This window comes from Aidingimonas halophila (assembly GCF_900106955.1).
Classification (GTDB): Bacteria; Pseudomonadota; Gammaproteobacteria; order Pseudomonadales; family Halomonadaceae; genus Aidingimonas; species Aidingimonas halophila.
Genome location: NZ_FNNI01000004.1, coordinates 94765 through 118422 on the forward strand (window position 1 = coordinate 94765; position 23658 = coordinate 118422).

At 58.4% G+C, this 23658-nt stretch carries 20 protein-coding genes and 1 pseudogene; 5 read left to right on the forward strand and 16 right to left on the reverse strand.

Features of this window, described 5'->3' with window-relative positions; translation table 11 throughout:
* The first annotated feature begins 470 nt into the window (after positions 1-470).
* The gene (locus tag BLW01_RS08695; protein WP_092569121.1) at positions 471-1670 is read left to right on the forward strand and encodes a saccharopine dehydrogenase family protein; all 1200 of its coding nucleotides are present in this window, start codon (positions 471-473) and stop codon (positions 1668-1670) included.
* On the forward strand, positions 1667-2818 hold the full coding sequence (gene nspC, locus BLW01_RS08700) for a carboxynorspermidine decarboxylase (RefSeq protein ID WP_092569122.1): 1152 nt from the start codon (positions 1667-1669) through the stop codon (positions 2816-2818). Before BLW01_RS08695 ends, nspC begins: the two co-directional genes overlap by 4 nt.
* 79 nt (positions 2819-2897) lie before the next feature.
* Here the strand turns inward: nspC and BLW01_RS08705 are convergent, their stop codons facing one another.
* From BLW01_RS08705 to BLW01_RS08720, 4 genes are read right to left on the reverse strand one after another with little or no spacing between them, the layout of a single operon-like run.
* Entirely contained in the window at positions 2898-3983 is a 1086-nt protein-coding gene (locus BLW01_RS08705) for a fatty acid desaturase family protein (protein ID WP_092569123.1), read from the reverse strand.
* Between the two features lie 20 nt (positions 3984-4003).
* Complete coding sequence (locus tag BLW01_RS08710; protein WP_092569124.1) at positions 4004-5248, reverse strand: NAD(P)/FAD-dependent oxidoreductase; 1245 nt, start codon at positions 5246-5248, stop codon at positions 4004-4006.
* A 19-nt stretch (positions 5249-5267) separates the two neighbouring features.
* On the reverse strand, positions 5268-5585 hold the full coding sequence (locus BLW01_RS08715; protein WP_092569125.1) for a MocE family 2Fe-2S type ferredoxin: 318 nt from the start codon (positions 5583-5585) through the stop codon (positions 5268-5270).
* A 43-nt stretch (positions 5586-5628) separates the two neighbouring features.
* Positions 5629-6705 carry a fatty acid desaturase gene (locus tag BLW01_RS08720; protein ID WP_092569126.1) on the reverse strand — a complete coding sequence of 359 codons (1077 nt, stop codon included), beginning with the start codon at positions 6703-6705 and terminating at the stop codon, positions 5629-5631.
* Between the two features lie 141 nt (positions 6706-6846).
* On the opposite strand from BLW01_RS08720, the pseudogene BLW01_RS18870 reads away from it, so the two are divergent.
* Both BLW01_RS18870 and BLW01_RS08725 read left to right on the forward strand, forming a co-directional pair.
* A pseudogene (locus BLW01_RS18870) lies at positions 6847-6963 on the forward strand (LacI family DNA-binding transcriptional regulator); the annotation flags it as partial.
* 153 nt (positions 6964-7116) lie between these two features.
* On the forward strand, positions 7117-7851 hold the full coding sequence (locus BLW01_RS08725) for a substrate-binding domain-containing protein (RefSeq protein WP_229806360.1): 735 nt from the start codon (positions 7117-7119) through the stop codon (positions 7849-7851).
* Positions 7852-7922: 71 nt separating this feature from the next.
* On the opposite strand, the gene BLW01_RS08730 is transcribed toward BLW01_RS08725, so the two are convergent.
* From BLW01_RS08730 to BLW01_RS08785, 12 genes are all read right to left on the reverse strand, one after another.
* Positions 7923-8879: a sugar ABC transporter substrate-binding protein gene (locus BLW01_RS08730; protein ID WP_092569128.1), complete on the reverse strand. Its 957-nt coding sequence runs from the start codon at positions 8877-8879 to the stop codon at positions 7923-7925.
* 40 nt (positions 8880-8919) lie between these two features.
* Positions 8920-9909: an inositol 2-dehydrogenase gene (iolG, locus tag BLW01_RS08735; RefSeq protein WP_092569129.1), complete on the reverse strand. Its 990-nt coding sequence runs from the start codon at positions 9907-9909 to the stop codon at positions 8920-8922.
* Positions 9910-9951: 42 nt separating this feature from the next.
* Positions 9952-11454, reverse strand: a complete 1503-nt coding sequence (locus tag BLW01_RS08740) for a CoA-acylating methylmalonate-semialdehyde dehydrogenase (protein WP_092569130.1) — start codon at positions 11452-11454, stop codon at positions 9952-9954.
* Between the two features lie 55 nt (positions 11455-11509).
* Positions 11510-12409 (reverse strand): myo-inosose-2 dehydratase, encoded by a 900-nt coding sequence (gene iolE / locus BLW01_RS08745; protein ID WP_092569131.1) that lies wholly within the window; start codon positions 12407-12409, stop codon positions 11510-11512.
* A 66-nt stretch (positions 12410-12475) separates the two neighbouring features.
* Entirely contained in the window at positions 12476-14323 is a 1848-nt protein-coding gene (gene iolD / locus BLW01_RS08750; RefSeq protein ID WP_092569132.1) for a 3D-(3,5/4)-trihydroxycyclohexane-1,2-dione acylhydrolase (decyclizing), read from the reverse strand.
* Positions 14320-16272 (reverse strand): bifunctional 5-dehydro-2-deoxygluconokinase/5-dehydro-2-deoxyphosphogluconate aldolase, encoded by a 1953-nt coding sequence (locus BLW01_RS08755; RefSeq protein WP_092569133.1) that lies wholly within the window; start codon positions 16270-16272, stop codon positions 14320-14322. The genes iolD and BLW01_RS08755 overlap by 4 nt, the downstream gene beginning before the upstream one ends.
* Positions 16273-16345: 73 nt before the next feature.
* The gene (locus BLW01_RS08760) at positions 16346-17521 is read right to left on the reverse strand and encodes a phytanoyl-CoA dioxygenase family protein (RefSeq protein ID WP_092569134.1); all 1176 of its coding nucleotides are present in this window, start codon (positions 17519-17521) and stop codon (positions 16346-16348) included.
* Between the two features lie 41 nt (positions 17522-17562).
* On the reverse strand, positions 17563-18396 hold the full coding sequence (locus BLW01_RS08765; protein ID WP_092569135.1) for an SDR family oxidoreductase: 834 nt from the start codon (positions 18394-18396) through the stop codon (positions 17563-17565).
* 36 nt (positions 18397-18432) lie between these two features.
* A complete protein-coding gene (locus BLW01_RS08770; RefSeq protein ID WP_092569136.1) occupies positions 18433-19557 on the reverse strand; it encodes a Gfo/Idh/MocA family protein in 1125 nt (374 codons plus the stop codon).
* Positions 19558-19566: 9 nt separating this feature from the next.
* Positions 19567-20451 carry an ATP-binding cassette domain-containing protein gene (locus BLW01_RS08775; RefSeq protein ID WP_092569137.1) on the reverse strand — a complete coding sequence of 295 codons (885 nt, stop codon included), beginning with the start codon at positions 20449-20451 and terminating at the stop codon, positions 19567-19569.
* Entirely contained in the window at positions 20451-21563 is a 1113-nt protein-coding gene (locus BLW01_RS08780; protein ID WP_092569138.1) for an ABC transporter permease, read from the reverse strand. The genes BLW01_RS08775 and BLW01_RS08780 overlap by 1 nt, the downstream gene beginning before the upstream one ends.
* 50 nt (positions 21564-21613) lie before the next feature.
* Positions 21614-22555: a sugar ABC transporter substrate-binding protein gene (locus BLW01_RS08785; protein ID WP_092569139.1), complete on the reverse strand. Its 942-nt coding sequence runs from the start codon at positions 22553-22555 to the stop codon at positions 21614-21616.
* 207 nt (positions 22556-22762) lie between these two features.
* Between BLW01_RS08785 and BLW01_RS08790 the strand changes: the two genes are divergently transcribed.
* On the forward strand, positions 22763-23623 hold the full coding sequence (locus BLW01_RS08790; protein WP_092569140.1) for a MurR/RpiR family transcriptional regulator: 861 nt from the start codon (positions 22763-22765) through the stop codon (positions 23621-23623).
* The last annotated feature ends 35 nt before the right edge of the window (positions 23624-23658 follow it).

Sequence of the window (23658 nt, forward strand, 5' to 3'; positions counted from 1 at the left end):
CGCGACAAGTGCCGCGGCCAGCGTCTTCAAGATGATGTCATTCTTCTGGCAAACGGCAACGGGCAGGTGCGCATTGCATCATTAGCGATGGAATGCACATGGGCTGCAGTGTTGGTTCGTAGTTGCCAGAACATCAGAGACGCATCTTCGGTTGGTATGGGTACATGCCGTCATCTTGGTGACGACACTCTATTTATAAACAATCGCTGTTTAAGCGTCAAACGATCGAGTCCCGTCACGGCATCGTTTTATGCAATGGGACCGCCCGGTCAGTGGCGCCTTGCGGATACTTGACGTAAAAACCCCTTGCGGCCAGCCTCATGGAGAGCCATTATCTGCGCCTTCTCGCCGGCCCACTGGGCTTGGGGCGAGGCCAAGACCGGGGTGGCATCGGGTCCGGGTTCGCGTTGGCGACCCATTACCGATAAGACCCTACCACTGTTGAACGTTCCCGATCTGGATTCGTACCTATGAGCAAAGTCCTGATTATCGGCGCCGGTGGCGTCGGTGGCGTCGTCACCCACAAGTGCGCCCAGCATCCTGAGGTCTTCGCCGAGATCATGCTGGCCAGTCGTAACGAGGCGAAGTGCAATGCCATCGCGGCGCAACTGGATCGTCCGATCCAGACCGCTCAGGTGGATGCGGATGATGTGGAGGCCCTGGTCGCATTGATCGACTCTTTCAGGCCCGATGTGTTGATCCACGTGGCCCTGCCGTATCAGGACCTGACCATCATGGAGGCGTGCCTGCGCACCGGCGTACCTTACCTGGACACCGCCAACTATGAGCATCCCGATGAGGCCAAGTTCGAGTACAAGGAGCAGTGGGCCTTCCAGGAGCGTTATGCCAAAGCGGGCAACATGGCGACCCTGGGCTGCGGGTTCGACCCGGGCATGACCAATATCTATTGCGCCTATGCCCAGAAGAACCTGTTCGACGAGATCCATTGCATCGACATCCTGGATGCCAACGGCGGCGACCACGGCTATCCCTTTGCCACCAACTTCAATCCCGAGATCAATATCCGTGAGATCTCCGCGAATGGCCGCTACTGGGAAAAGGGGGAATGGAAGGAGACGGCGCCGCTGGCCGAGACGCGCAAGTTCGACTTCGACGGCATCGGCGAGAAGGATATCTATCTTCTCTATCACGAGGAACTCGAGTCTCTGTCGCAGAACATCAAGGGGCTGGAGCGTATCCGCTTCTGGATGACCTTCTCCGAGCAGTACCTCACCCATCTCAAGGTGCTGGAGAATGTCGGCATGACGCGTATCGAGCCAATCGAGGTCGAGGGATGCAAGATATCCCCGCTTCAATTCCTCAAGTCGGTGCTGCCCGATCCGGCCACACTGGGTCCACGCACCACGGGCAAGACCAACATTGGCGTGATCATTGACGGCATCAAGGATGGCAAGCGGCGCAAGGTACGGCTATACAACATCTGCGACCACCAAAAGTGCTATGAAGAGGTCCAGTCTCAGGCGGTGTCCTTCACTACCGGTGTACCGGCGGTGACCGGTGCCATGCTTATGCTCCAGGGCATCTGGAAGGGCAAGGGTGTGTTCAACGTCGAGCAGCTCGATCCGGATCCCTTCATGGAGCGCGTCGGTGACATGGGCCTGCCCTGGCAGATGGTCGAACTGGACCCTGACCACGACCCGCTGGCATGACGGAACTCGACTTCGACATCCACGCCTGCCCGTCGCCGGCCTACGTGGTGGACGACGCCCTGCTGCGCCGCAACCTGGAATGCCTCGGCGAGGTTCAGGAACGTAGCGGGGCGCGGATCCTGCTGGCGCTCAAGGGCTTCGCCATGTGGGACTGCTTTCCCATGATCCGCGAGTATCTGGTGGGGACCACCGCCAGCGGTCAGGACGAGGCACGCCTCGGCGCCGAGGTCTTCGGTGGCGAGACACACGTCTACTCGCCTGCCTTCGGAGATGCGGAAATGGACGTCGTGCTGCGCTACGCCGACCATCTCAGCTTCAATTCGCCGGGGCAATGGCGACGTTTCCGCGAGCGCGTCGCGGCGGCGCCGCGTCGGATTTCCTGCGGGCTGCGGGTCAACCCGGAGCACTCCACTGGCGAGGTGGCTCTCTATGATCCCTGCGCCCCGGGCTCGCGGCTCGGCACCCGGGCCGCAGACCTCAGGCCGGAGGATCTGGTAGGGCTCGAGGGCTTGCATTTCCACACCCTGTGCGAGCAGAACAGCGACGCCTTCGAGGAAACCCTGGTGGCCTTCGAGGAGCGATTCGGCCACTACCTGGCAAACATGACGTGGATGAACTTCGGCGGCGGCCACCACATCACACGCGACGACTACGACGTCGAGCGGTTGGTGCGGGTGGTCCACGACTTCAAGGCTCGCCACCCGCGCCTCACCGTCTACCTGGAACCGGGCGAGGCGATCGCACTCGACACCGGCTACCTGGTCTGCTCGGTACTGGACATCGTCGATAACGATGGCCCCATCGCCATCCTCGATACCTCCGCCACGGCACACATGCCGGACGTACTGGAGATGCCCTATCGGCCCGAGATCATCGGCGCCGGTCATCCCCGCGAGAAGGCCCACACCTACCGCTTGGGTGGCCTGACGTGTCTCGCCGGCGACGTGATCGGCGAGTACAGCTTCGACCAACCACTCGCAATTGGCGACCGCCTGGTATTCACCGACATGGCCCACTACACCATGGTCAAGACCACCACCTTCAACGGCATTCGCCTGCCATCGATCTGTCGGGTCGATGAGACAAGCCGGCACGTGCGTACGGTGAAGACCTTCGGCTATGAGGACTATATGCAGCGGCTGAGTTGAGGCACCTCGCTGCTGCGGTGGTCCGAGATCCCGCATCAAGCTGGCATGTCGTTCAGTTAGTGTTGAAGGGTCGCCGCATTCAGCGTGAATTCGGGCGCAGTGTCGATGTCGCTGCAGCAGTTTCATTCGTAGAGACGTCGCCCACTGGTCGCTTGGCGCAGTAATCCGGATCCTTGCATTGATGTAGAAGCGTCGGAATGATCTCCCTGTATGCTGCCCATGTGCTCGGATAGGCGGGCGGTGTATAGGGTTTCAATTCTTCATGCAAGGTCGGCAGGGCATGAAAAGGCACCATCGGATACATGTGATGCTCCAGGTGGTAATTCATGTTCGAGTAGATGAAACGTAATACCGGATTCATGTAGATGGTTCGGCTGTTGGCGCGGTGGTCGAGTGTATCTTCCTCCAGACCGACATGTTGGGTGATACCAAGAAGATACGAAAGCCATCCCCCATACATCGTGGGAAGTATTCCGACATACAGTAGCGGTACGATCGAGGAAAGATGAATGGCGTAGCCAACCATACAAGCATGGATCAAGAGCCAGATACGAGCCGTTAGGAAGATTCTGCCTCTTTCCATCTCGGGGATGAAGGTGGCCTCTTCCGCTGTCAGTCGGCCGCAGGCGTGATAAAGAAGCCCGTGAATCGCCTTCAGTGTTTGTGGAACCGTCAGCAGTCCCAGCAGCATTTCCCCGAGTTTGGGAGGGCGCTCGGCGAGTATCTCCGGATCGTGGCCGACGATGATGGTGTCGGTATGGTGTCGGGCATGGCTCCAGCGCCATACTTGCGGTTCTCGCATCATCATGAAGCTGGCTAACTGATAGACAACATCGTTTAGCCAGCGGGTCTTGAACATGGTGCCGTGACCGCATTCATGCCATCGCGAGTCCGCTGCCGAGCCATACATCACACCATATAGAACAAAGAAGAGCACACTCCAGGCGGTACCCAATGCCAGATAGGCGGCAAGCCCGAGTCCTGCGAGACATGCCAGCCAAAGCAGGTTGAGACGTATGCCAGGTCCGTCCTTGCGTCGTATGAGTTGTTTCAGGCGTTTGCGAGGAATGGGGGCTTGATACCATTCTGCGGATATCAATCCTTTTTGAGCTGCTTTCTCGGCTTCCGGGCCGGTCAAACGATAGTCTCGTGATTGAGGTGACATGATTTGACCTCCAGGATACGTCAGGCTTTTAGCATCGGTTTGAGTTTGACAGTCGGGTCGGCTAGGCCAGCAGGGTCCAGTGGACCGCCATTATTGATGAGTTGCGCACTGATCTTGATGTCTTTGCTGATTCGGTTTCCGGGGCCGAAGCCACTGACGCCAACCAGGCGTGCAGAGGCATCGAGATGGAACAGGAGTATGTGATCATCATCATGTGGACGAACGATGGTGTGTGCTGCCGCCGATGGATTGCCGATGAGTTGCAGGCTGGCATCGTACTGGTCCGACCAGAAGGCAGGAAGTGACTGAAAGGGCGTAGGGTCGCCGAGGAGATGATGGGCAACATGACGTGCTTGATCCTCGGCGTTGCGCCAGGTTTCTTGACGGCACCAGCTAGCCGTCATGGGGCTGCGATGTTCACATACATCGCCGATGGCGTAGATAGCCGGGTCGTTGGTCTGTAAATGCGCATTGACCCGAATGCCATTGCCGGTGTCGAGTCCCGATGTCTCGGCCAAGGCGGTATTGGGTATGATACCAATGCCCACGACTACTCGATCGCAGGACAGGATTTCCCCACTTTCCAGTACCACTGCTTCTACCTTGTCTGTCCCCTCGAGTCGCTGGATACGACATTCCAGGCGGATATCGACACCGTTATGGCGATGAAGGTCATGCAGGTAGTGCGAGATCGGAGTCGGCAGAACCCGGGCGGCCAGTCGATCTGTCGCCTCGAGAACGCTGACCTCACATCCCATCTGGCGGGCGCTCGAAGCGACTTCCAGACCGATGAAACCACCGCCGATCACAACACAGTGCCGAGCATCGAGCAGTGACGCACGAAGTGCAGTGGCATCTTTCAGCGTGCGCAGATAATGAACCCCTTCGAGGTCGTTACCGGGAATTGTCAGTTGCCGTACCTGACCGCCGGTTGCAAGGATCAATGCCTGATAGTCGACGATACTGCCGTCGGAAAGCTTCAATGTTCGTTTGTCGCGGTCTAGACGGACGGCACTGCACTCCAAGTGCAAGTCAATATCCAGTCCGGTGTAATCGGCGCGCTTGTCCAGATAGCAATCCGGCGCCTCGGCAGCGCCGAGCAAGAGCTGTTTGGAGAGCGGTGGTCGCTCGTAGGGAACATAAGACTCTTCGCCGATCAGCACCAGGGGACCTCGATAGCCCTGCTCTCGTAGTGCCAGCGCGGTCCGCCCACCGCTATGGCCCGCCCCAACGATCGCGACGGGTCCAGTGATCTGTCCACTCATGACTGTTATCTCCCGGCGGTTAGCCCAGCTTGAGATAGACCTTGTCGTCCTCAAGCTTGATCGGATAGGTATTGAGGTTGACGCATACCGGTGCCCCTTTGGCATCACCGGTTCGGTAGTCGAATCGACCGTTGTGCTTGGGGCACTCGATGATGTTGTCCATTACCAGGCCGTCCGCCAGGTGGACTTGCTCATGGGTACAGAGACCATCGGTGGCGAAGTACTCGTCATCGGCAGAACGATAGATCGCGAAGGTGCGGTCGCCATGATCGAAGCGAATGACATCTTCCTCCTCGATATCATCGGCATCACAGACTTCTACCCATTGTTCACTCATGATTTATGCTCCATTGGCGTTTGTTGTGGTTGACTGGGAATGCTCATGCCGTTGCTGTCGACCGAGAGCCGTTTGGATACCGTGGCGTGTCTTTCGCCTTCTCGGGCAAGTGTCGTTCGACGAAATAACCGGGATCCTTGCGTTGTCGCAGAACGCCGGGAATGATTTCCCGATAAGCTGCCCACAGGCTAGGGTAAGGCGATGGACACTGATTCTTGATATGGTCATGCAGACGCGGTAAGTGGTAGAAGGGAACCATCGGAAACATGTGATGTTCGACGTGATAGTTCATGTTCATGTACAGGAAGTTGAAGATCGGGTTCATCTTCACCGTGCGGGTATTGAGGCGGTGATCCAGTACGTTCTCGGCGAGCGCCGTATGCTGGGTCAGATTGAAAAGCTGGCTGAGTGGGCCGCCATAAAAACGTGGTAGAACAATGAACAGCGCTGGCAGGATGCTGCCGATCGCAAGGCACCAGCCAACGGTCCCCAGAATGATGGTGACATAGATTCGACAAGTCCAAATTACCTTGGGCCGCTCCGATTCGGGAACGAACGTCATGTCCTCCTTGGTTAGATGACCGGCGGCGTGACGGAAGATGCGCTTGAGCTCAACCCAGCCGGAGGCGATGTAGCAAAGATCCAGGAGCATCTTCGCCAGGTTGGGGGGACGTGGCACGGCGATTTCCCTGTCGCTTCCCAGAATCAACGTGTCGGTGTGGTGCCGTGCGTGGCTCCATCGCCAGAAATTGGCTTCATGCAGGGTCATGAATGCAGTGAGATGGTACAACGCGGTATTGAGCCAACCCGTACGGAAAGGTGTGCCATGCGACAGTTCGTGAGCACGGTGGTCCGAGGCAGCATAAAGCATGCCATAGATGGTGAAAGCGGGAATGCACCATAGCGTGCCCCAGGCCAGGAATGCGACGCTGCCGGATATAATGAGCAGCAGTAACCACAGACCGAAATGGGCAAGTGGTGCTTGATTTTCGCGCTTCATTAATCGCTTCAGGGTCTTACGGTCGATTTTGCAGGCATGCCAATCGGCTGAGGCCAGACCGACTTGCTGTGCCTGTTGCAGGGTCGATGCATCAATGCGGTAATCGCGTTGTTGGGCCATAACTGACGACTCCCGTTGCCTGAGTTGTTATGTTGGGATATTAAGAAGATGATGTTTTGATAGATTTATGATAAGATTTTATCTTGTAGCTATCATTGTAGGCGAGGTTCTATGATGCCGACAGCGCTGTCATCTCCAACTATGGTCGATGTTGCCAAGGCAGCAGGGGTCGGTGTGGCAACGGTGGATCGTGTCTTTAGTGGTCGGGCAAAAGTGCGCCCACAAACGTCGGAAAGAGTGCTAAAAGCGGCGAGAGAACTTGGTTATGAGCGTTTTGAGGCTCATCCTGAAAAGCGATATACAGGACAGGCGAAACGTTTGGGTTTTGTGTTGTTGAAGCGATCAACACCGTTTTACCGCTTTCTCGCCGAAGTCTTGATAGATTCATCAAGAAATTATCATGAAAAAGTTGTGCCGGTTGTCGAATATCTCGATCATCTGGAACCCGACCATGTGGCATCGACACTACGTCGCCTGGGAGAGACCGTTGATGCTGTCGGCGTCGTCTCCACGGACCATCCGATTGTCGCTCAAGTCATCGAAAAACTTCATGGCAAGGGGGTTCCTACTTTTGCCTTGGTGTCTGACCTTTCGGCCAGCGGCTATTGTGCCGGGTATGTCGGGGTCGATTGTCGCAAGGCGGGACGAACGGCGGCTTGGGCGATTGCTCGAATGGCCAGGCCGGGTCCCGTGGGGATCGTGACCGGCAGCCACCGTTACGTGTGCCAGGAGCTCTTCGAGATCAGTTTTCGCTCCTATTTCCGTGAAAAGGCGTCCGATTTTCAGGTCGTTGAGCCTCTGTTCAGTCAGGAGGAACCGAGCATTGCGGCACAAGCGGTCAGACGGTTACTGGAAGACCAACCCAATCTAGCAGGGCTGTATGTTGCCGGTGGTGGCATCGAGGGGATCCTGGAGGTACTGCGAGAGCATCGACCCTCTGGGATGGTCACGGTCTGTCATGACCTGACCTCCACGACCCGTGCTGCCTTGATCGATGGCACGGTGGATCTGGTGCTGTCGCTTCCCCGGCAGGAGTTTGCTCAGCATGTCGTACATGCCATGATGCAGCGGCTGGCGCATGGCGATGCCAGTGGGCCCTTTCAGGTCCACTTGCCTAGTGAGATTCACACGCCAGAGAGTGTCTGATGAAGTCGTTCGTCGCTAACCAGCCCGGTCGAGGTTGGAAACCGGGGCGACCGGGCTCGGATGGTCAGGCGTTAACGGTAGCCCTTTTCCGTCAGTTCGATGACTCTCTCAGCGTTTTTTTCCGTGACGAAGTTAGGACCGGTCTGAATATCCGTGGTCGGCATCAGGCCGTAACGGTCATAAAGCGATAGCATGACGATTGGCAGGAAGCCTTGTAGGTACTGTTGCTGGTCGATCGCAAACAGCATTTCACCGTCGCGAACGGCCTCAAGGGTTTCTGGTGCCAGGTCGAAGGTCGCGAAAGTGATCTGATCCAGCGCGCCCTCTTCACGAAATGCCTTGAGAAGAGGAACGGTCGACAGTGACCCCAGACTCAGCACGCCATCGGTATCCGAATTGCTGTTCAGGTAAGCGAATACGGCGTTGCGGATCTCGATGGGATCTTGAGTGGTGGAAAGTTGCTCGCTTTCGCCATCAAACGCATCGTCGAAGCCGCTACAGCGTTGGTCAAGTTGGATCTGCCCCGGCGCGAAGTTGACGCAGACCGGGTTCTCGACACCTGCTTCGCGCATCCGTTCACCTGCCTGGTAACCGGATTCATATTCGCTCTGGCCGACATAGGCTTCTGTACCGAGTTCGCCGCTGACTTCTCCGCCGGAGTTCAGCGCAACCACTGGAATGCCCGAGTCGATGGCATCCTGTATGGGCTCTTCGAAGGCACTCGGGTCGGGAATTGTCAGAGCAATGCCGTCTGGTTTGGAGGCCACTGCCTGCTCGATCATCTGCTGCATCTTGGCGGTGTCGTATTGTGCCGGTGAACGATAGCGGACATCGACATCCATTGCCTCGCCGGCATTCTCGAAACCACGCTTGAGGACATTACCGAAGGGGTCGGCGGCAACGATATGCGTGATAGCGATGATCTCCATCTGATTGTCTTCGTCGTCCTGAGCGAAAGTGGTGTTGTTGATTGCCAGGGCGAGAGAGCCGACCAGCAGACCGGTCGTGAGCTTGAGCGTCTTGTTCATGATGAATCCTCTACTTGTTGTTGGTGTCGGGGTCTGAAAATCAACTGACGTTGATCATCTTGCCGGTAGCCAGGGACTCATAGGCGGCTTCCGCCAGTGCCAGTGCGCGTTCTCCATCCCAGCCATGCACTGCCGGTGGTTCCTGGCCTTCACATGCGTTCAGGAATCGGTCCCATTCGATCCGGTACGATTCGGGATAGCGGTCCATGTAGAAGTCTTTGGGTTTTTGCTTGATCACCCCCTCTTGAGTTGATTTCACCAGTGTCGACTTGGGCACGTTCTCCACGGCCAGCATGCCGTCACTGCCGTGAGCTTCGACGCGTTGATCGTAGCCATAAACGGCACGCCGGCTGTTGGTGATGACGGCGAGACGGCCACTGGCGCATCGCAATGTCACGACCGCTGTGTCGATATCGCCGATATCACGGATGGCATCACTGGTCAGTGCGCTGGCCACACCATGGACGGTCACGGGCTCCTCACCGAGTATCCAGCGCGCTAGATCGAAGTCGTGGATAGTCATGTCGCGCCACATACCGCCCGAAATCTTGAGATATTCGATAGGCAGGGCACCCGGATCCCGGGAGCAGATGGTGAGTAACTCCAGATTGCCGATCTCACCGGAATCCAGGCTCGATTTTAGATGCGCCATGTTGGGATCGAAGCGTCGATTGAAACCGATGAACAACAGGGCCTCGTACCGCTTCACGGTTTCCAGGCAGGACAGCACGCGTTCATAGGCTAGATCGATCGGTTTCTCGCAAAAGATTCGCTTGCCGGCGTGGGCAGCCCGTTCAATCAAGTCGGCGTGCGTGCTGGTGGCTGAAGTGATGACCACAGCATCGATATCCGGATCGCCAAGTGCTGATTCCAGAGAGCTGGACCGGGCGCCATATGCGGCTGCGAGCGACTCACCATTGGCCGGGTCGATGTCGACTACGTTGACCAGCCTGCTTCGCGGGTGTGCGGCAATATTGGCGGCATGCAGCTTGCCGATGTTGCCGGCACCTATCAGAGTGATGTTTTGCATATCAATTTTTCCCTGCTCAATAGGCCGAAGTGACCCGTTCGCTCAGTGAGTCGGCATCGTGAAGTGATTGGTCTCTTCACGGATGCCACTCGGCCAGCGTTGGGTGATGGTCTTCATGCGGGTGTAGAAGCGCACGCCATCGGGACCGTGCATGTGCAACGGGCCGAACAGCGAGCGCTTCCAGCCACCAAAGCTGTGGAAGGCCATGGGTACCGGAATCGGTACGTTGACGCCGACCATGCCCACCTGGATCTGCTCGCAGAACTGGCGTGCGGCGTCGCCGTCGCGAGTAAAAATGGCTGTGCCGTTGCCGAACTCATGGTCGTTGATCATCTTGACCGCGTCGTCGTAGCTGTCGGCTCGGGCGATGACCAGCACCGGGCCGAAGATCTCCTCGCTGTGAATGCGCATGCCCGGCTTGACGTGGTCGAACAGTGAGCCGCCGAGGAAGAAACCGCTAGCGACGTCCTCTATCACGGTCTCGCGACCGTCCACCACCAGTTCGGCCCCCTCGTCCACGCCGGTCTGGATATAGCTTCTGACTTTTTCCAGGTGCTCCCTGGTGACCAGCGGGCCCATATCGTTGTCGGGACCGTCGACGATCCCCGGGCCGACGCGCAGCTTGGCAAGCTCGGCGACGAGCTTCTCGCGCAGGCGCTCGGCGGTTTCCTGGCCAACCGGCACCGCCACCGAGATGGCCATGCAGCGTTCGCCGGCCGAACCGTAAGCGGCCCCCATCAGGGCATCCACCGCCTGGTCGAGGTCGGCGTCGGGCATGATCACCATGTGATTCTTGGCGCCGCCCAGGGCCTGAACCCGTTTGCCGTGAGCGGATGCGGTGGCATAGATGGTCTCGGCGATCGGCGTCGAGCCGACGAAGCTCACCGCCTGGACGCGCTCGTCGGTAAGCAGCACATCCACCGCTTCCTTGTCGCCGTTGACCACATTGAACACACCGTCGGGCAGACCAGCTTCGGTGAGCAGTTCGGCCAGGCGAAGTGGCGTGGACGGGTCCTTCTCGGAGGGCTTCATGACGAAAGTGTTGCCACAGGCCAGCGCGATGGGGAACATCCACATCGGCACCATGGCTGGGAAGTTGAATGGCGAGATACCGGCACACACACCGAGTGGCTGCATCATGGAGTAGCTGTCGACGCCTGTACCGACGTTCATGGAGTGCTCGCCCTTCTGCAGGTGCGGGATACCGCAAGCGAATTCGACGACTTCCAGACCGCGGGTGACTTCGCCCTTGGCGTCGGAGAACACCTTGCCGTGCTCGCGGGAGATCAGTTGCGCCAGCTCGTCGGCGCGCTCCTCGACCAGCGCTTTGAACTTGAACAGGATGCGCGAGCGCTTGAGCGGCGTGACTTTGGACCACGAGGCGAAAGTCTCATCGGCGATGCGCACGGCTTCACGGGTTTCGTCGGCGGTGGCCAGGGCGACCTGGGCGCTCTGTTCGCCGGTAGCGGGGTTGTAGACCGGAGCGAAGCGTTCGCTACGGCCCTCGATGCTGTTGCCGTTGAGATAATGATGGATCTGGTTCATGGGATAACCTTCGATGCTTCCGGTTGAAGATTGGGGACTCGGTTCCCAGGGCGCGTCATTCGTCGACGCTGAACCCAGCCTGTTCGGCCAGCGACTTGAGGTTGCGATACCCCAGGCGGGCATAGGTCAACGGATGTGCGACTTTCGGGTCCTGCTCGGCTTCCACCACCAGCCAGCCCTGGTAGCCCTGTTCGCACAGGTGTTTCAGGCCGGGCAGGAAGTCGATATTGCCGTCGCCGGGCACGGTGAATACCCCATCGAGCACGCCATTGAGGAAGCTCTTGTCGCGATTGCGGAGCTCGTCCAGCACCGGGAAACGAATGTCCTTGCAGTGCACGTGCTTGATGCGTGAGGAATAGCGCTTAGCGATCACCAGCGGGTCGCCACCGGCGCCCACCAGGTGGCCGAAGTCGAGTAGCAGGCCCACCGAGTCGCGGGTGTTATCCATCAGCCGCTCGACGTCGGCCTGGCTCTCCACCACAGTACCCAGGTGGTGGTGGTAAGCCATGTGCACGCCCCGCTCCTTGAGGTAGTCGCCGACAGTGTTGAGGCCCTCGGTGAGGTGCTGCCACTCGGCATCGCTCAGGTGGGGGCGCTGGGACAGCGGGTGCGACTGGTCGCCGTGTACGCAGTGGGTGACCTCGCAGAACACCATGGCCTTGGCACCACACTGCTTGAGCAGATGCAGGTGATCCTTGACCGCCTCGATCTCCTCCTCGGGGCTACGTTCCAGCAGATTGCTGGAATACCAGCCGGAAACCAGCGACAGGTCGTGATGACCAAGAACATCCGACAGGACATCAGCTGTTCTGGGAAATTTGTTACCTAACTCGAAGCCCGAGAACCCCGCCTCGCGTCCTTCCGCGAGGCAGACTTCCAGTGGTGTGTCAGCCCCCAGGCTAGGCATGTCGTCGTTTGTCCAGGTCAGGGGATTGATGCCCAAGCGAACGGTCATGGTGATACTCCTGTGCGATGCAGGCCTGTCGGCCTGCGTCTAGATATCCGTTGTCGTTGACTGATGTCAGTGGTATTGGCGTGTCTTGGCGTCGCGATAGCGCGTGTAGGCTTTTTGCACCTGGTCTCGTGTCGATACTTCAGGCACCGCGACATCCCACCAGGCACCACCCTCGTCGGTTGCCGGCAATGGATCGGTATCGATTGCGATCACATAGGTCGTTTCGGCAGAGCGTGCCCGTTGCAGTGCTTGTTCGAGTTCGGCGATGCCGGTGACCGACTCCGCCTGGCAACCGAGAGCTCGGGCATGACCGGCAAAGTCAATCTTGGGGGCTCCTTCGGGGACGGAGCGGCAATCCGCGAGTAGGTTGTTGAAGCCGGCACCACCGGTGGCCTGTTGCAAGCGGTTGATGCAGCCGAAGCCACGGTTGTCGAGAACGACGACCACCAGCTTGTGGCCGAGCATCACCGAGGTGGCGAGTTCGGAGTTGTGCATCAGGTAGGAGCCGTCGCCGACCATCACGAACACCTCGCGCTCGGGACGGGCCATCTTGACCCCCAGGCCACCGGCTATCTCATAGCCCATGCAGGAGTAGCCATACTCCACGTGATAGCTGCCTGGACCGGCGCATTGCCACAGCTTGTGAAGCTCGCCGGGCAAGCCTCCTGCAGCACAAACGACGGTGCCATCGTCACCGGCTTGCCGGTTGACGGCACCAATCACCTGAGCATCGGTGGGCAGGTCGCTGCCATCATTGTGGGTGGCGTGTTGCACGATGGCCGTCCATTCCCGCTTCATAGCGCTTGCCCGTTCACGCCATTCCTCCGTGGCATGCCACTCCCCCAACCGTTCGGCGAATAGTTGCAATCCGACGCCGGCATCGCAGGTCAAGGGCACGGCGCGGTGTTTGAGGCTGTCGATGCGTCCGACATTGAGAGACACCAGCGCCAGGTCGTCCCGTTCGAACAGGGCACGAGAGCCGGTGGTGAAATCCTGTAACCGGGTGCCGATCGCGAGGATGACATCGGCCTGTTCTGCAAGCTGATTGGCAGCAGCGCTTCCGGTCACTCCAATCGCCCCGACGTTGCTAGGATGATGATCCGGTAGTGCTCCCTTGCCGGCCTGGGTTTCAGCAACCGGAATGCCGCGTTCGCGAGCGAACTCACCGAGACGTTCACAGGTATTGGCGTAATGCGCGCCTCCTCCTGCGATGATCAACGGTTGCTTGGCCTTGGTCAGCGTTGCTATGGCATCGTCCAGCTCTCGATCGTCCGGACGAGGTTGGCGGATGCAATGCACCTGCGGGGCAAAGAAACGCTCGGGATAATCATGGGCGAATGTCTGCACATCCTGTGGCAGGGCTAGAGTGACAGGGCCACAATGTTCAGGATCGAGCAGCGTGGCGATCGCCTGCGGCAGGCTTGTCAACAATTGTTCGGGACGGGTGATGCGATCGAAATAGCGTGACACCGGCCGGAAGCAGTCATTGACCGTTATCGTCGGGTCACCGAAATGCTCCACCTGTTGCAGCACCGGGTCGGGTTCACGAGTGGCGAAGGTATCACCGGGAAGCAGCAGTACCGGCAGCCGGTTTGCATGTGCCAGAGCCGCTGCCGTTACCATGTTGGTCGCGCCGGGGCCAATGGAACTGGTCGTTGCCATCAAGCGGCGCCGGCCATTGGCCTTGGCGAAGGCGATCGCGGCATGCGCCATGCTCTGCTCGTTATGGGCGCGCAATGTCGGCAGGTCTGTTCGTGCGTGATACAGCGCCTCGCCCATACCGGCGACATTGCCGTGGCCGAAAATGGCAAAGACACCTTCGAATAAGGGATAAGTTTGTCCATCGATAACAATGCGCTGGGCCGCCAGGTACTTGACCAGCGCCTGGGCCATGGTCAGTCGAATCGTGCTCATGATAAAGCCTCCTCGGCTTGCAGATGCATCGTGCGCAAGCGTTGCCATTCCAGGATCAACTCGGCGTAATTGGATGCCACCTGATCGATGAGGGTGTCGTCATCGGTATAGCCCGATAGCCAGTCCCGACTCGGGCCGGCGAACAGGGTGCGGCCCACGGTGAATCCTTTGCATTGTGAGTGACGAGTTGCGGCGACGAATCCTTTCTTCATGTCTTCCATTGGAGCATCCAGGCCGAGCAGGACCACTCCGCGGCAGTGACTGTCCTGTTCGTTGATTACCTGACTGACGGCCTGCCAGGCCCCGTCCGACATCGTCGGCAGCTTCCACCAGTCAGGCCGTAATCCGAGGTTGTAGAAGCGTTGTAGAGCCCGAGCGAGTGTCTTGTCGTCGATTGTCAGATGATGAGGGGGGATCACCTCGATCAGCAGTTCGAGCCCCAGGTCGCAGGCTGTCCGGTAGAGCTGTCGAAGTCGGGTTTCCTGATCCAGGCGCAGCGCCACTGGATCGTCGGGATGATAGAACACCAGGCACTTGATGATGTGTTCGCGTGGCCAGTGCTTCAATTGGCTACCCAGGTCGTCACCATGCTGGAATCGCAGCGGCCGGGAGCCGGGTAGTTCCACTGGACGACCGATCCACCACCCCTTGCCGGTGGCATCGTTGAGTGCGTCCTGACCGAATACGTCATCGACGAGAATCGCGGGAGCAGTCAGCCCACTGCGCCGTGCTCCCTCCTCGGAGGCCTTGGCTAACAGTCGCTTGAGCATCGGAATGCGAGCGGGGTCAGCCTTGACTTCTCTCGCCATGTCGGTGAGCTGACGCCGGTGATCGAATGCCAGACCGCAGACTTCGGGCCATTGCGCCGGGTGGCGGGTGGTGACCCGGTGCAGGTGGTTGAGCTGGATATCCTTGTCGGGGCGCTTCACCGACTCGCGGCGGCCCAGATAGTCGAACAGCTCTTCTTCGGTGGGCATGGCCGGGGCACAACCGTGACGCGATACGACCAATGCGCCACAGGCATTGGCATAAGAGCCACTGGTCTGCCAATCTTCGTCCCGCAGCCAGCCACGCAATAACCCGCTCATGAAAGCATCGCCCGCGCCCAGCACGTTGAGGACGTCGACCGTGACGCCCTCGACCAGAATGCCGTCGTCAATACGTGCGGGAATCTCACCTTCGAAGATGACACAGCCCTGTGGTCCGAGCTTACACACCAAGGTCGCGTCACTGATCTGTCGGACTGCTCGGAGTGCCTCCAGCGTATCGGTGTTGCCGCCGGCGATGTGGAACTCCTCCTCGGTACCGACGATGAGATCGAATTCCGGCAGCCATCGCTGCAGATGCTGGCTTACCGACTCGTTGGCGATGAAGCGAGTTTCGCCGTCGCCGGTGGAAGTCAGGCCCCATAGTACCGGCCGGTAGTCGATGTCCAGGACGCGTTTTACATCGTGTCTGGCGGCGGCGTCCAGAGCACGCCGGCAGGCACGCTGCGTCATGTCGGTGGAGAGGTGTGTACCGGTTATCGCCAGAGCGCGGGCTCGACCGATGAAGTCGGGATCGATGGCATCGGCCTCGATGGCCATGTCGGCACAGTCGCGGCGATAGAACAGCAGCGGAAAGCTGTCACGATCCTTCAGTGCCAGCAGTACCAGGCCGGTATGCCGCTCGGGGTCGGTCTGCAGAGCGGTGGTGTCAACGCCGGCACGTTCGAGCTCTTCGCGGACGAAATGTCCCATCTGTTCATTGCCGACCCGTGACAGCATGGCTGACCGCAGTCCCAGGCGCGCGGTGCCATAGGCCATGTTGCCGGAGCTGCCGCCCAGATATTTGGCGAAGCTGGTCACATCTTCGAGGCGACTACCGAGCTGCTCCGAGTAGAGGTCCACCGCGACGCGGCCGAGGCAGATCAGATCGAGCGATCTGTTGTCCTTGTTCGGTTTATGCATAGTGTATCTCCACGTCGCTTCCTTTGTTTTGAAAGCATTCCGGGTTCCCTTGAAATCGGTGATCGGTATTCTGTCAGGCACGCCTGGCGGCTTCCTTGTATTGCAGGGCATCCTGCAACCGCATCAATGACCAGTCTTCCTGCAGGGCGCGTCTCAGCAGTTGTTGTTGGGACTCGGGGGCCATGCCACCTTCCGGCGGCGTCTTGTCGAGATTGGCGGGAAAGGAATAACCTTCGGCAACAGCGGCGATGAACGCCTGGATCGCCGGGCTGTTCCCTTCCCGAGCGACTCGCCGTTTGAGGCTGTCGTAACTGACTTCCACCAAATGGCGTGTGTCGACTGTCTCCATGGTTCTGCCGAATGCCGACGATACCTGCAGGAGATTGGCCATACGGCGCTGGTCCCGACTATCGTTTTCTCCAGCGGCATGAAACAGGGCTGGACTGAAAAACAGGCCATCACCTTTGCCCAGCGGCAGCTGGACATGGTATTCGGCGAAATGATCCTGAAACGATGGATCCCGGTAACTCATGTAGCCTTGGGGATACTGCTGTGAATAAGGCAGTAACTGTGTAGGGCCGGTCTCGATCGGCATGTCGCCATGCGCGATGGCCCCCTGCAGGGTCAGCAATTGCGAGGCATGCTGCATTGATATCGGAAAGCGTCGTACCGTCTCGTCGGTCTGGAATCCCAGGTGATAGTCACGGTGCGGTTGCTGCGCTCGGCCGCCTGGATTGACCACATTGACTTGTGAGGTGATCTGATAGAACGGACCCAGCCAGGCCTCACAAATCCAGTCGAGCAAGGGATTCGAGTAGTAGTCCAGGAATCCTTCGGGGTCGGTTTCAGCATGTTTCTGGAAGGCGTTCCATATTCGGTCGTTGCTGCCTGACGGTGCAAAGTGATCGCCTCTTCCACCTTCGGTTTTTTCGGTTTCGATGATGGAGAGGAAGCACTGTGTCGCGGCGTCGATGACGGACGTATCGGCATACAGGTTCTCGATGACCATGACGCCAGGGCCCTCCAGCAGGCACCGATGCCATTCGGTCAGCAGTCCTTGCCGGAGAGTGATATCACCCTCCCGTTGACGCAATTGGTCGCCGGCATAGATTGGGATGCGTGCCTCGATACGATCAGCCGTCGGGTAATCGTGCTGCGATGGCCATTGTTCACAGAGTGTGGCAAATGCAGCGATATCTCCCTTCGGTGGTGTGCTGGCAGCTACGAGTTTTGGCTGAAGCTGAGTCATCAGACATTCTCCATAAGCGCTGGGGACCGGGGTGGCCTGAGTCAAGACGGGTCGGGCAATGTCATGGCCGAGGCCGGTTGAGGCGGCGCTTCATAGCAGCCCAGTACACTCTGGTCGAAGTCAATGATCGACCCAGTCATCATTCCCGAGGTCTCGGTTGCCAGAAAGGCAACGCCGCGCGCGACTTCGCCGGGTTCCAGAAGTCTGCCCATGGGTTGAGAAGCCACGGCCTCGTCGAGCCATCCTTCGCTGGCGCCATGGAAGTCTTTCTGGATCCTGTCCTCGCCAGGAGTATTCATCCAGCCGATGTTGAGACCATTGACACGAATACGGTTGCGCATCAGCGAGAAGGCCGCATTGCGGGTCAGAGTGGCGAGTGCTCCTTTACTTCCGCTATAAGGGGAGATGAAAGGTTGGCCGCCATGACCGGACATGCTCAGTACATTGACGATGCGGCCTTCGATACCTTCACGGATCATGATCTTGGCGGCGTCCTGCATCAGGAAGAACGGTCCCTTGGTATTGACATTGAAGAGTCGGTCGTAGGTGGCCTCATCGGTATCCAGCAGGGTTCCACGCTCGGTATTGCCTGCACAGTTGACCAGAATATCTACTCGGCCGAAGGTGTCGTCGGCGGTTCGCATGATTCGGCGGCAGTCATCGATATTCCCGAGATCGGCTGTGACGAATACGGCCCTGCAACCACCGCCGGTAAGCGAGTCGGCCAACGCTTCCCCCTTGTCTTGGCTGCGTCCGCACAACACGAGCCCAGACAGGCCGAGATCGGCCAAGTGACGAGCGACGGCTTCTCCCAGACCTTGGGTCGAACCGGTAACAACAGCCACTTGGCCGGTTAGAGTATTCGTATGAGTCATCGCTATGGCTCCCTTGAGATAATGTAAATAAGCTGATCAATCGAGACCGATCCAACGGGCTTCGGCATGGGATCGTTCGATTGCGTCGATTAGGCGATTGATGCGCCAGGCGTCACGAAAATCGGGGTAGAGAGGGCGGCTAGCTGCAATACCTTCGATCAGGTCTCGAACCTCGACGATTTTCTGGTCGTTGTAGCCCAGGCCGTGGCCGGGAGCGGGACTGAAGGCGGCATAATCGGGATGGTCGGGCCCTGAGAGCAGGGTCGTGAATCCGCGTCTTCCCTTGGGGCCTTCGTGTTTGTAAAGCTGCAACTCGCTCATGCGCTCCTGATCGAAAACGATGGCGCCTTTGGTACCGGTCAGGGTGTAGGCGAGTCCCATCTTGCGGCCGGCAGCGATACGCGAGGCTTCGATGTTGCCGATCAGGCCGTTGTCGAAACGCAGTAATGCCTGGGTCTGGTCATCGTTCTCCACTGGGACCATCCTCGAGCCATCGGCAAGTGGACGCTGGCAGGTCACGGTCTGCAATTGGCCGAATACCTCGGAGATGTATCGACCGGTCAGATACTCGGCCATGTTGAGGATATGTGAACCCAGATCCCCCAACGCACCGGCTCCGGCGGTGTCGCGGCGTGTGTGCCAGTCGTGGGGCACTTCGGGGTCGGCCATGTAGTCCTCGTTGTGGCGACCACGAAAATGCACCAGTTCACCGATCTCTCCGCTGGAAACGATGTCGCGGGCGAGCTGAGTTGCCGAGTTACGAATGTAGTTGAAGCCGACCAGGGTTTTGATACCGGCGTTCTCAGCCGCATCAGCCATGATCTCGGCATCGGCTGCATTCAGTGCCAGTGGTTTTTCTGAGTACACATGCTTGCCGTGGGCAACGGCGGCCAGAGCCATTTCCTTGTGAAGAAAGTTGGGGGCGCAAATATCCACCACGTCCACGTCGGGATCGGCCACCAGGGTCTGCCAGTCGCCGGTAGAACGGGCAAACCCCAGCTCTCTGGCTTTGCGAGCGGCCAATATCTCGTCCACTTCTGCCAGATAGTCGCAGACGGGGAGCGCGGAAAGAGGGAACACAGAGGGTGCCGCTCGCAGCGCGATGGCGTGCGCCTTGCCCATGTAGCCGGTACCGATCAGGCCGATGCGCAATGTTTTCATGACGGCTCCTCAATAACCGGTTGCCAGCCTGGCGCCGGATGATTGGGGGCCATGAGCAGCAGATGCAGGCAAGGAACCTTCCGTTATCTCATCGTCATGTTGTTCATTACGCTGAAATTCCGACAGTTCCGCGTCGAGGCTTTCAAGCTCCGCGCCGCCGGCCATCATGTTGAGGACTTCTTCACGGCTGACTTCATCCTTGCGGAAAGTGCCCAGACTTGAGCCCCGCTTGAGCAGAGTGAAAGCGTCAGCGACTGGATAGGCGTGATGCACATTATGCGTGATGAAAATCACGGCCAGGCCATCGGCTCTGGCCTTGGCAATATAGCGCAGGACAACGGAGGCTTGCTTGACACCAAGTGCTGACGTCGGCTCATCGAGGATCAGCACCTTGGCGCCGAAATACACGGCACGAGCAATGGCGACACACTGGCGTTCTCCGCCTGACAACGTGCCAACGGGTTGACTAGGATCCCGAACATCAATGCCGATTTTGCCCATCTCTTCCATGGCAACACGGTCGGCATACTTCCAATCGACCCGTTTGAACGGCCCCCAGCCGACTGTCGGTTCGCGTCCCATGAAGAAATTCCGCGTAATCGACATTAGTGGGATCATGGCAAGATCCTGGAATACTGTCGCAATGCCTGCATCCAGGGCATCGCTGGGCGATTGATAGTCAGCGGGCTTGCCATCGACCAGCAACTCCCCGTTAGAGGGTTTATGGACGCCCGAGAGCGTCTTGATCAGGGTCGATTTGCCTGCACCGTTGTCACCCAACAGGCACATGACTTCGCCGCGGTGAACTTTCATGGAAATATCACTGATGGCGATCACGCTGCCGAAGCGCTTGTCGACATTGCGCATCTCGATCATGGGAGCTTGTGAACTCATCACTTGGCCTCCAGCGCCTTCTTGCGCACATAGTTGTTGAACAGCACGGCGATCAGCAGCATGGCGCCCAGGAAAACCTGGAACCAATCCGTATTGATGCCGGTATAGAAAATGCCCATCTGGACAACACCAAAGATCAATGCACCGAAAGACGCGCCGATAGCGGAGCCATAGCCGCCAGTGAGCAGGGCGCCTCCAATGACCACGGCGATGATGGCCTCGAGTTCCTTGAGCATGCCGCGCATGCTATCGGCCGAGCCGGTATCCATGACCTGAAGAGCGGCATAGATCGCGGCACTGAAGGCGGTGAACATGAACAAGGAAACCTTGACGGTATTGACCGGTACGCCCACGTTACGAGCGGCGTTCTTGTCACCGCCGCAGGCGAATATCCAGTTACCGAAACGGGTCCCGAGCAGTACCCAGGTAGCCATGGCGGTCAAGGCCACCCACCAGGCTACTGACGCGGGGATCCCCTCTACAGCGGGATTGCCGGCAAAGTTGGTGGCAAGCAAACCGATGTCGGCTAACCATTGGAACAACCCGGTACCGACATATCCGGAGAAGAGCGGTGCCAGCCAATCACCCGCCATGGTGTCGTGGACCCCACCGATCTGAGTGCGGTTGGCGAATAGCCGCGGTAGACCTATGGCCAGCCCACGCAGGATGAAAAGAAAGCCCAGCGTGACGATAAAGGAAGGGAGACCGGTCTTGACGACCAGCATGCCGTTCACGAATCCAACGGCCATGGCAAAACTGAAAGCAAACAGTAATGCGGCCCATAATGGCCAGCCGAACTGGACGGCAGGGATGGCTATCAGGATGCCGGCAAAGCCGATCATCGAGCCGATCGACAGATCAAACTCGCCCCCGATCATCAGCAGAGCGGCCGCGACGGCAATGATCCCGAGTTGTGCGGACACCTCCAGGAAGTTGACAATACCTGAGCCCGAGAACATGCCGGTGCCTGAGGCTGCCACCGCAAAGAAAGCCAGAACCAGTATGGCACCGGAAACTGCACCGAATTCGGGACGGCTGAGTGTCTTCTTTACGGGGCTGACGCGCTGCAGGCGCTCATCACCAGTATCCTTGTTGAGAGTTGCTTCACTCATGATCGTGTCTCCCGGCCGCCTTGAAGACGACCTCTGATGTCTCGGTGTGCTTATCGAACGCCTTTTTCGGTAAGCTCCTGAACCTCTTCCGCCGTCTCGGGGGTAACGAAAGCCGGTCCCGTGAGAAGGTCTGTGGCTGGCATCAGAAGATGCTTGGCACTCTGGTTGGCCGTGACCACGCCTTGGTATCCCTGTAGGTAGGGTTGCTGGTCGATGGCGAAATCAATTTCCTCGGCAACCAAGGCCTCGAGGATGGTTGGCGAAAGGTCGAACGTCCCAAAGTGAAACTGTTCAAGAGCTCCTTGTTCCCGCATTTCATCAATGATCGGATCGGTGGCCAGTGGTCCCAGCGACAGTAGTGCATCGACGTCGGAATTCTGATTCAGGTAAGCCACCAGTGAGTTACGGATTTCGGTGGGGTCGGAGCCGGTTGCCAATTGCTCTGCATTGCCGTCGAAGCCTTCCTCGAAACCTTCGCAACGCAGGTCGAGTGCAACATTGCCCTGTTCCTGATTGATGCAGAGACCTTTCTCGGCGCCATCTTCGATCATGCGTTCAGCGGCTCTTTTCCCTGCCAGCTTTGGATCGGAACCGATGAAGATATCCGCGCCGTATTCGTCGGCGACGTGCCCGCCCGTATTGATGACGATGACGGGAAGCCCGCTGTCTGCAGCCTCCTGGGCCAAGTCCCCAAGAGCATCAGGGTCCACCAGGGAGAGAATCAGGGCGTCGGGTTCGGAAGCGATGGCGGCTTCCACCAGCTGTTGCATGCGGGCGACATCAAAGTTGGTCGGCGCTCGGTACTCGAGATCGGCACCGACTTCATCAGCAGCGTCTTCTGCGCCCTTCTTGACGACTGACCAGAAAGGGTCGGCCGCCTGACCATGCGTCACCATGACAATACGTCTTTCATCATCGTCTTGAGCCTGTGCGGCTCCCACTAAGGATGTGGCGGCAACGGCGTAAGCCAGAACGCGAGGTAATAGAGCCATGGGTCAATCCTCTTGTCGTTGTCGTGCTCATGGATGGAGTGGCGTTGCAAAATGAAATGTAGGTTCCATTTATGCCTTTTTGCAAATCAATTGTTCTATACTTTGGTATATTTGGAATTTCCATTCCATAGACCTAGACTGGCGTCCAATGCATCAATATTCATGCTCCTCCAGAAGAGGGACACCGATCAGGTAGGAAATCGATCCATGACTCAGACGCCCGAGGATTTCACCGCGCTTGAACAACGCATCACCGAGGAATACGCCTCCTTGAGCCGTCGTCTGCAGCAAACGGCACGGTTTCTGCTCGATCATCCTCAAGAAGTGGCCTTTGCGACGGTGGCGAGATTGGCCGAGCAGGCCGGCGTGACGCCTTCGACCCTGATCCGATTTGCCAATAATTTCGGTTTCAAGGGGTTCTCCGACATGCAGCAACTGTTTCGTTCACGTCTGGTGGACGAGTTGCCCAACTATGCCGAGCGTATTCGTGCGGTACGCAGTGCGACCGGCGAAACGCCCGATAGTACACAGCTGTTATGGGAATTCGCCGATGCCAATCGGCAAGTACTGGAGGCGCTGCCGAGTCGAATCGATCCTCATGCCCTCGAAGCGGCACTGGACATTCTGGAAAACGCTGATGCCGTGCATGTGATGGGGGCGCGTCGGAGTTTCGTGGTGGCGAGTTACTTCACCTATGCCTTGCACCACATTGATAAACGGGCTTTTTTGGTCAATGGGTTGGGCGCCATGCAGGCGGAGCAGGTCAAGGCGGTTGCCGACCGTGACGCCATGCTGGTGGTGAGCTTCTCCCCTTATGCCGAGGAAGCCCGTGAAGCTGCTGCCGAGGCACAGTCGCGCGGGATCCCGTTGGTAGTCATCACGGATTCGAATCTCAGCCCACTGGCACGCTTGGCGGATGTTGCGTTGGTGGTGCATGAGGCCGAAGTGAAAAGTTTCAGGGGACTGACGGCATCGCTGTGTCTTTCGCAGACGTTGGCTATTGCATTGGGGGTGCGTCAGGACAAGGCCCACGAACGTAGTGACGATAGTGACCTGAGCTCGGCCTGACACATGGCGCATTTTCGCTGACAACCACTTGAGGA

Bases quoted from the DNA above. Each gene is read 5' to 3' on its own strand.
- BLW01_RS08785 (WP_092569139.1), bottom strand. From the start codon at position 22,555: ATGGCTCTATTACCTCGCGTTCTGGCTTACGCCGTTGCCGCCACATCC.
- BLW01_RS08710 (WP_092569124.1), bottom strand. From the start codon at position 5,248: ATGAGTGGACAGATCACTGGACCCGTCGCGATCGTTGGGGCGGGCCAT.
- BLW01_RS08775 (WP_092569137.1), bottom strand. From the start codon at position 20,451: ATGAGTTCACAAGCTCCCATGATCGAGATGCGCAATGTCGACAAGCGC.
- BLW01_RS08730 (WP_092569128.1), bottom strand. From the start codon at position 8,879: ATGAACAAGACGCTCAAGCTCACGACCGGTCTGCTGGTCGGCTCTCTC.
- BLW01_RS08740 (WP_092569130.1), bottom strand. From the start codon at position 11,454: ATGAACCAGATCCATCATTATCTCAACGGCAACAGCATCGAGGGCCGT.
- BLW01_RS08720 (WP_092569126.1), bottom strand. From the start codon at position 6,705: ATGGCCCAACAACGCGATTACCGCATTGATGCATCGACCCTGCAACAG.
- BLW01_RS08705 (WP_092569123.1), bottom strand. From the start codon at position 3,983: ATGTCACCTCAATCACGAGACTATCGTTTGACCGGCCCGGAAGCCGAG.
- BLW01_RS08755 (WP_092569133.1), bottom strand. From the start codon at position 16,272: ATGCATAAACCGAACAAGGACAACAGATCGCTCGATCTGATCTGCCTC.
- BLW01_RS08770 (WP_092569136.1), bottom strand. From the start codon at position 19,557: ATGAAAACATTGCGCATCGGCCTGATCGGTACCGGCTACATGGGCAAG.
- BLW01_RS08780 (WP_092569138.1), bottom strand. From the start codon at position 21,563: ATGAGTGAAGCAACTCTCAACAAGGATACTGGTGATGAGCGCCTGCAG.
- BLW01_RS08765 (WP_092569135.1), bottom strand. From the start codon at position 18,396: ATGACTCATACGAATACTCTAACCGGCCAAGTGGCTGTTGTTACCGGT.
- iolD (WP_092569132.1), bottom strand. From the start codon at position 14,323: ATGAGCACGATTCGACTGACCATGGCCCAGGCGCTGGTCAAGTACCTG.
- BLW01_RS08790 (WP_092569140.1), top strand. From the start codon at position 22,763: ATGACTCAGACGCCCGAGGATTTCACCGCGCTTGAACAACGCATCACC.
- BLW01_RS08760 (WP_092569134.1), bottom strand. From the start codon at position 17,521: ATGACTCAGCTTCAGCCAAAACTCGTAGCTGCCAGCACACCACCGAAG.
- iolE (WP_092569131.1), bottom strand. From the start codon at position 12,409: ATGACCGTTCGCTTGGGCATCAATCCCCTGACCTGGACAAACGACGAC.
- BLW01_RS08695 (WP_092569121.1), top strand. From the start codon at position 471: ATGAGCAAAGTCCTGATTATCGGCGCCGGTGGCGTCGGTGGCGTCGTC.
- nspC (WP_092569122.1), top strand. From the start codon at position 1,667: ATGACGGAACTCGACTTCGACATCCACGCCTGCCCGTCGCCGGCCTAC.
- iolG (WP_092569129.1), bottom strand. From the start codon at position 9,909: ATGCAAAACATCACTCTGATAGGTGCCGGCAACATCGGCAAGCTGCAT.
- BLW01_RS08715 (WP_092569125.1), bottom strand. From the start codon at position 5,585: ATGAGTGAACAATGGGTAGAAGTCTGTGATGCCGATGATATCGAGGAG.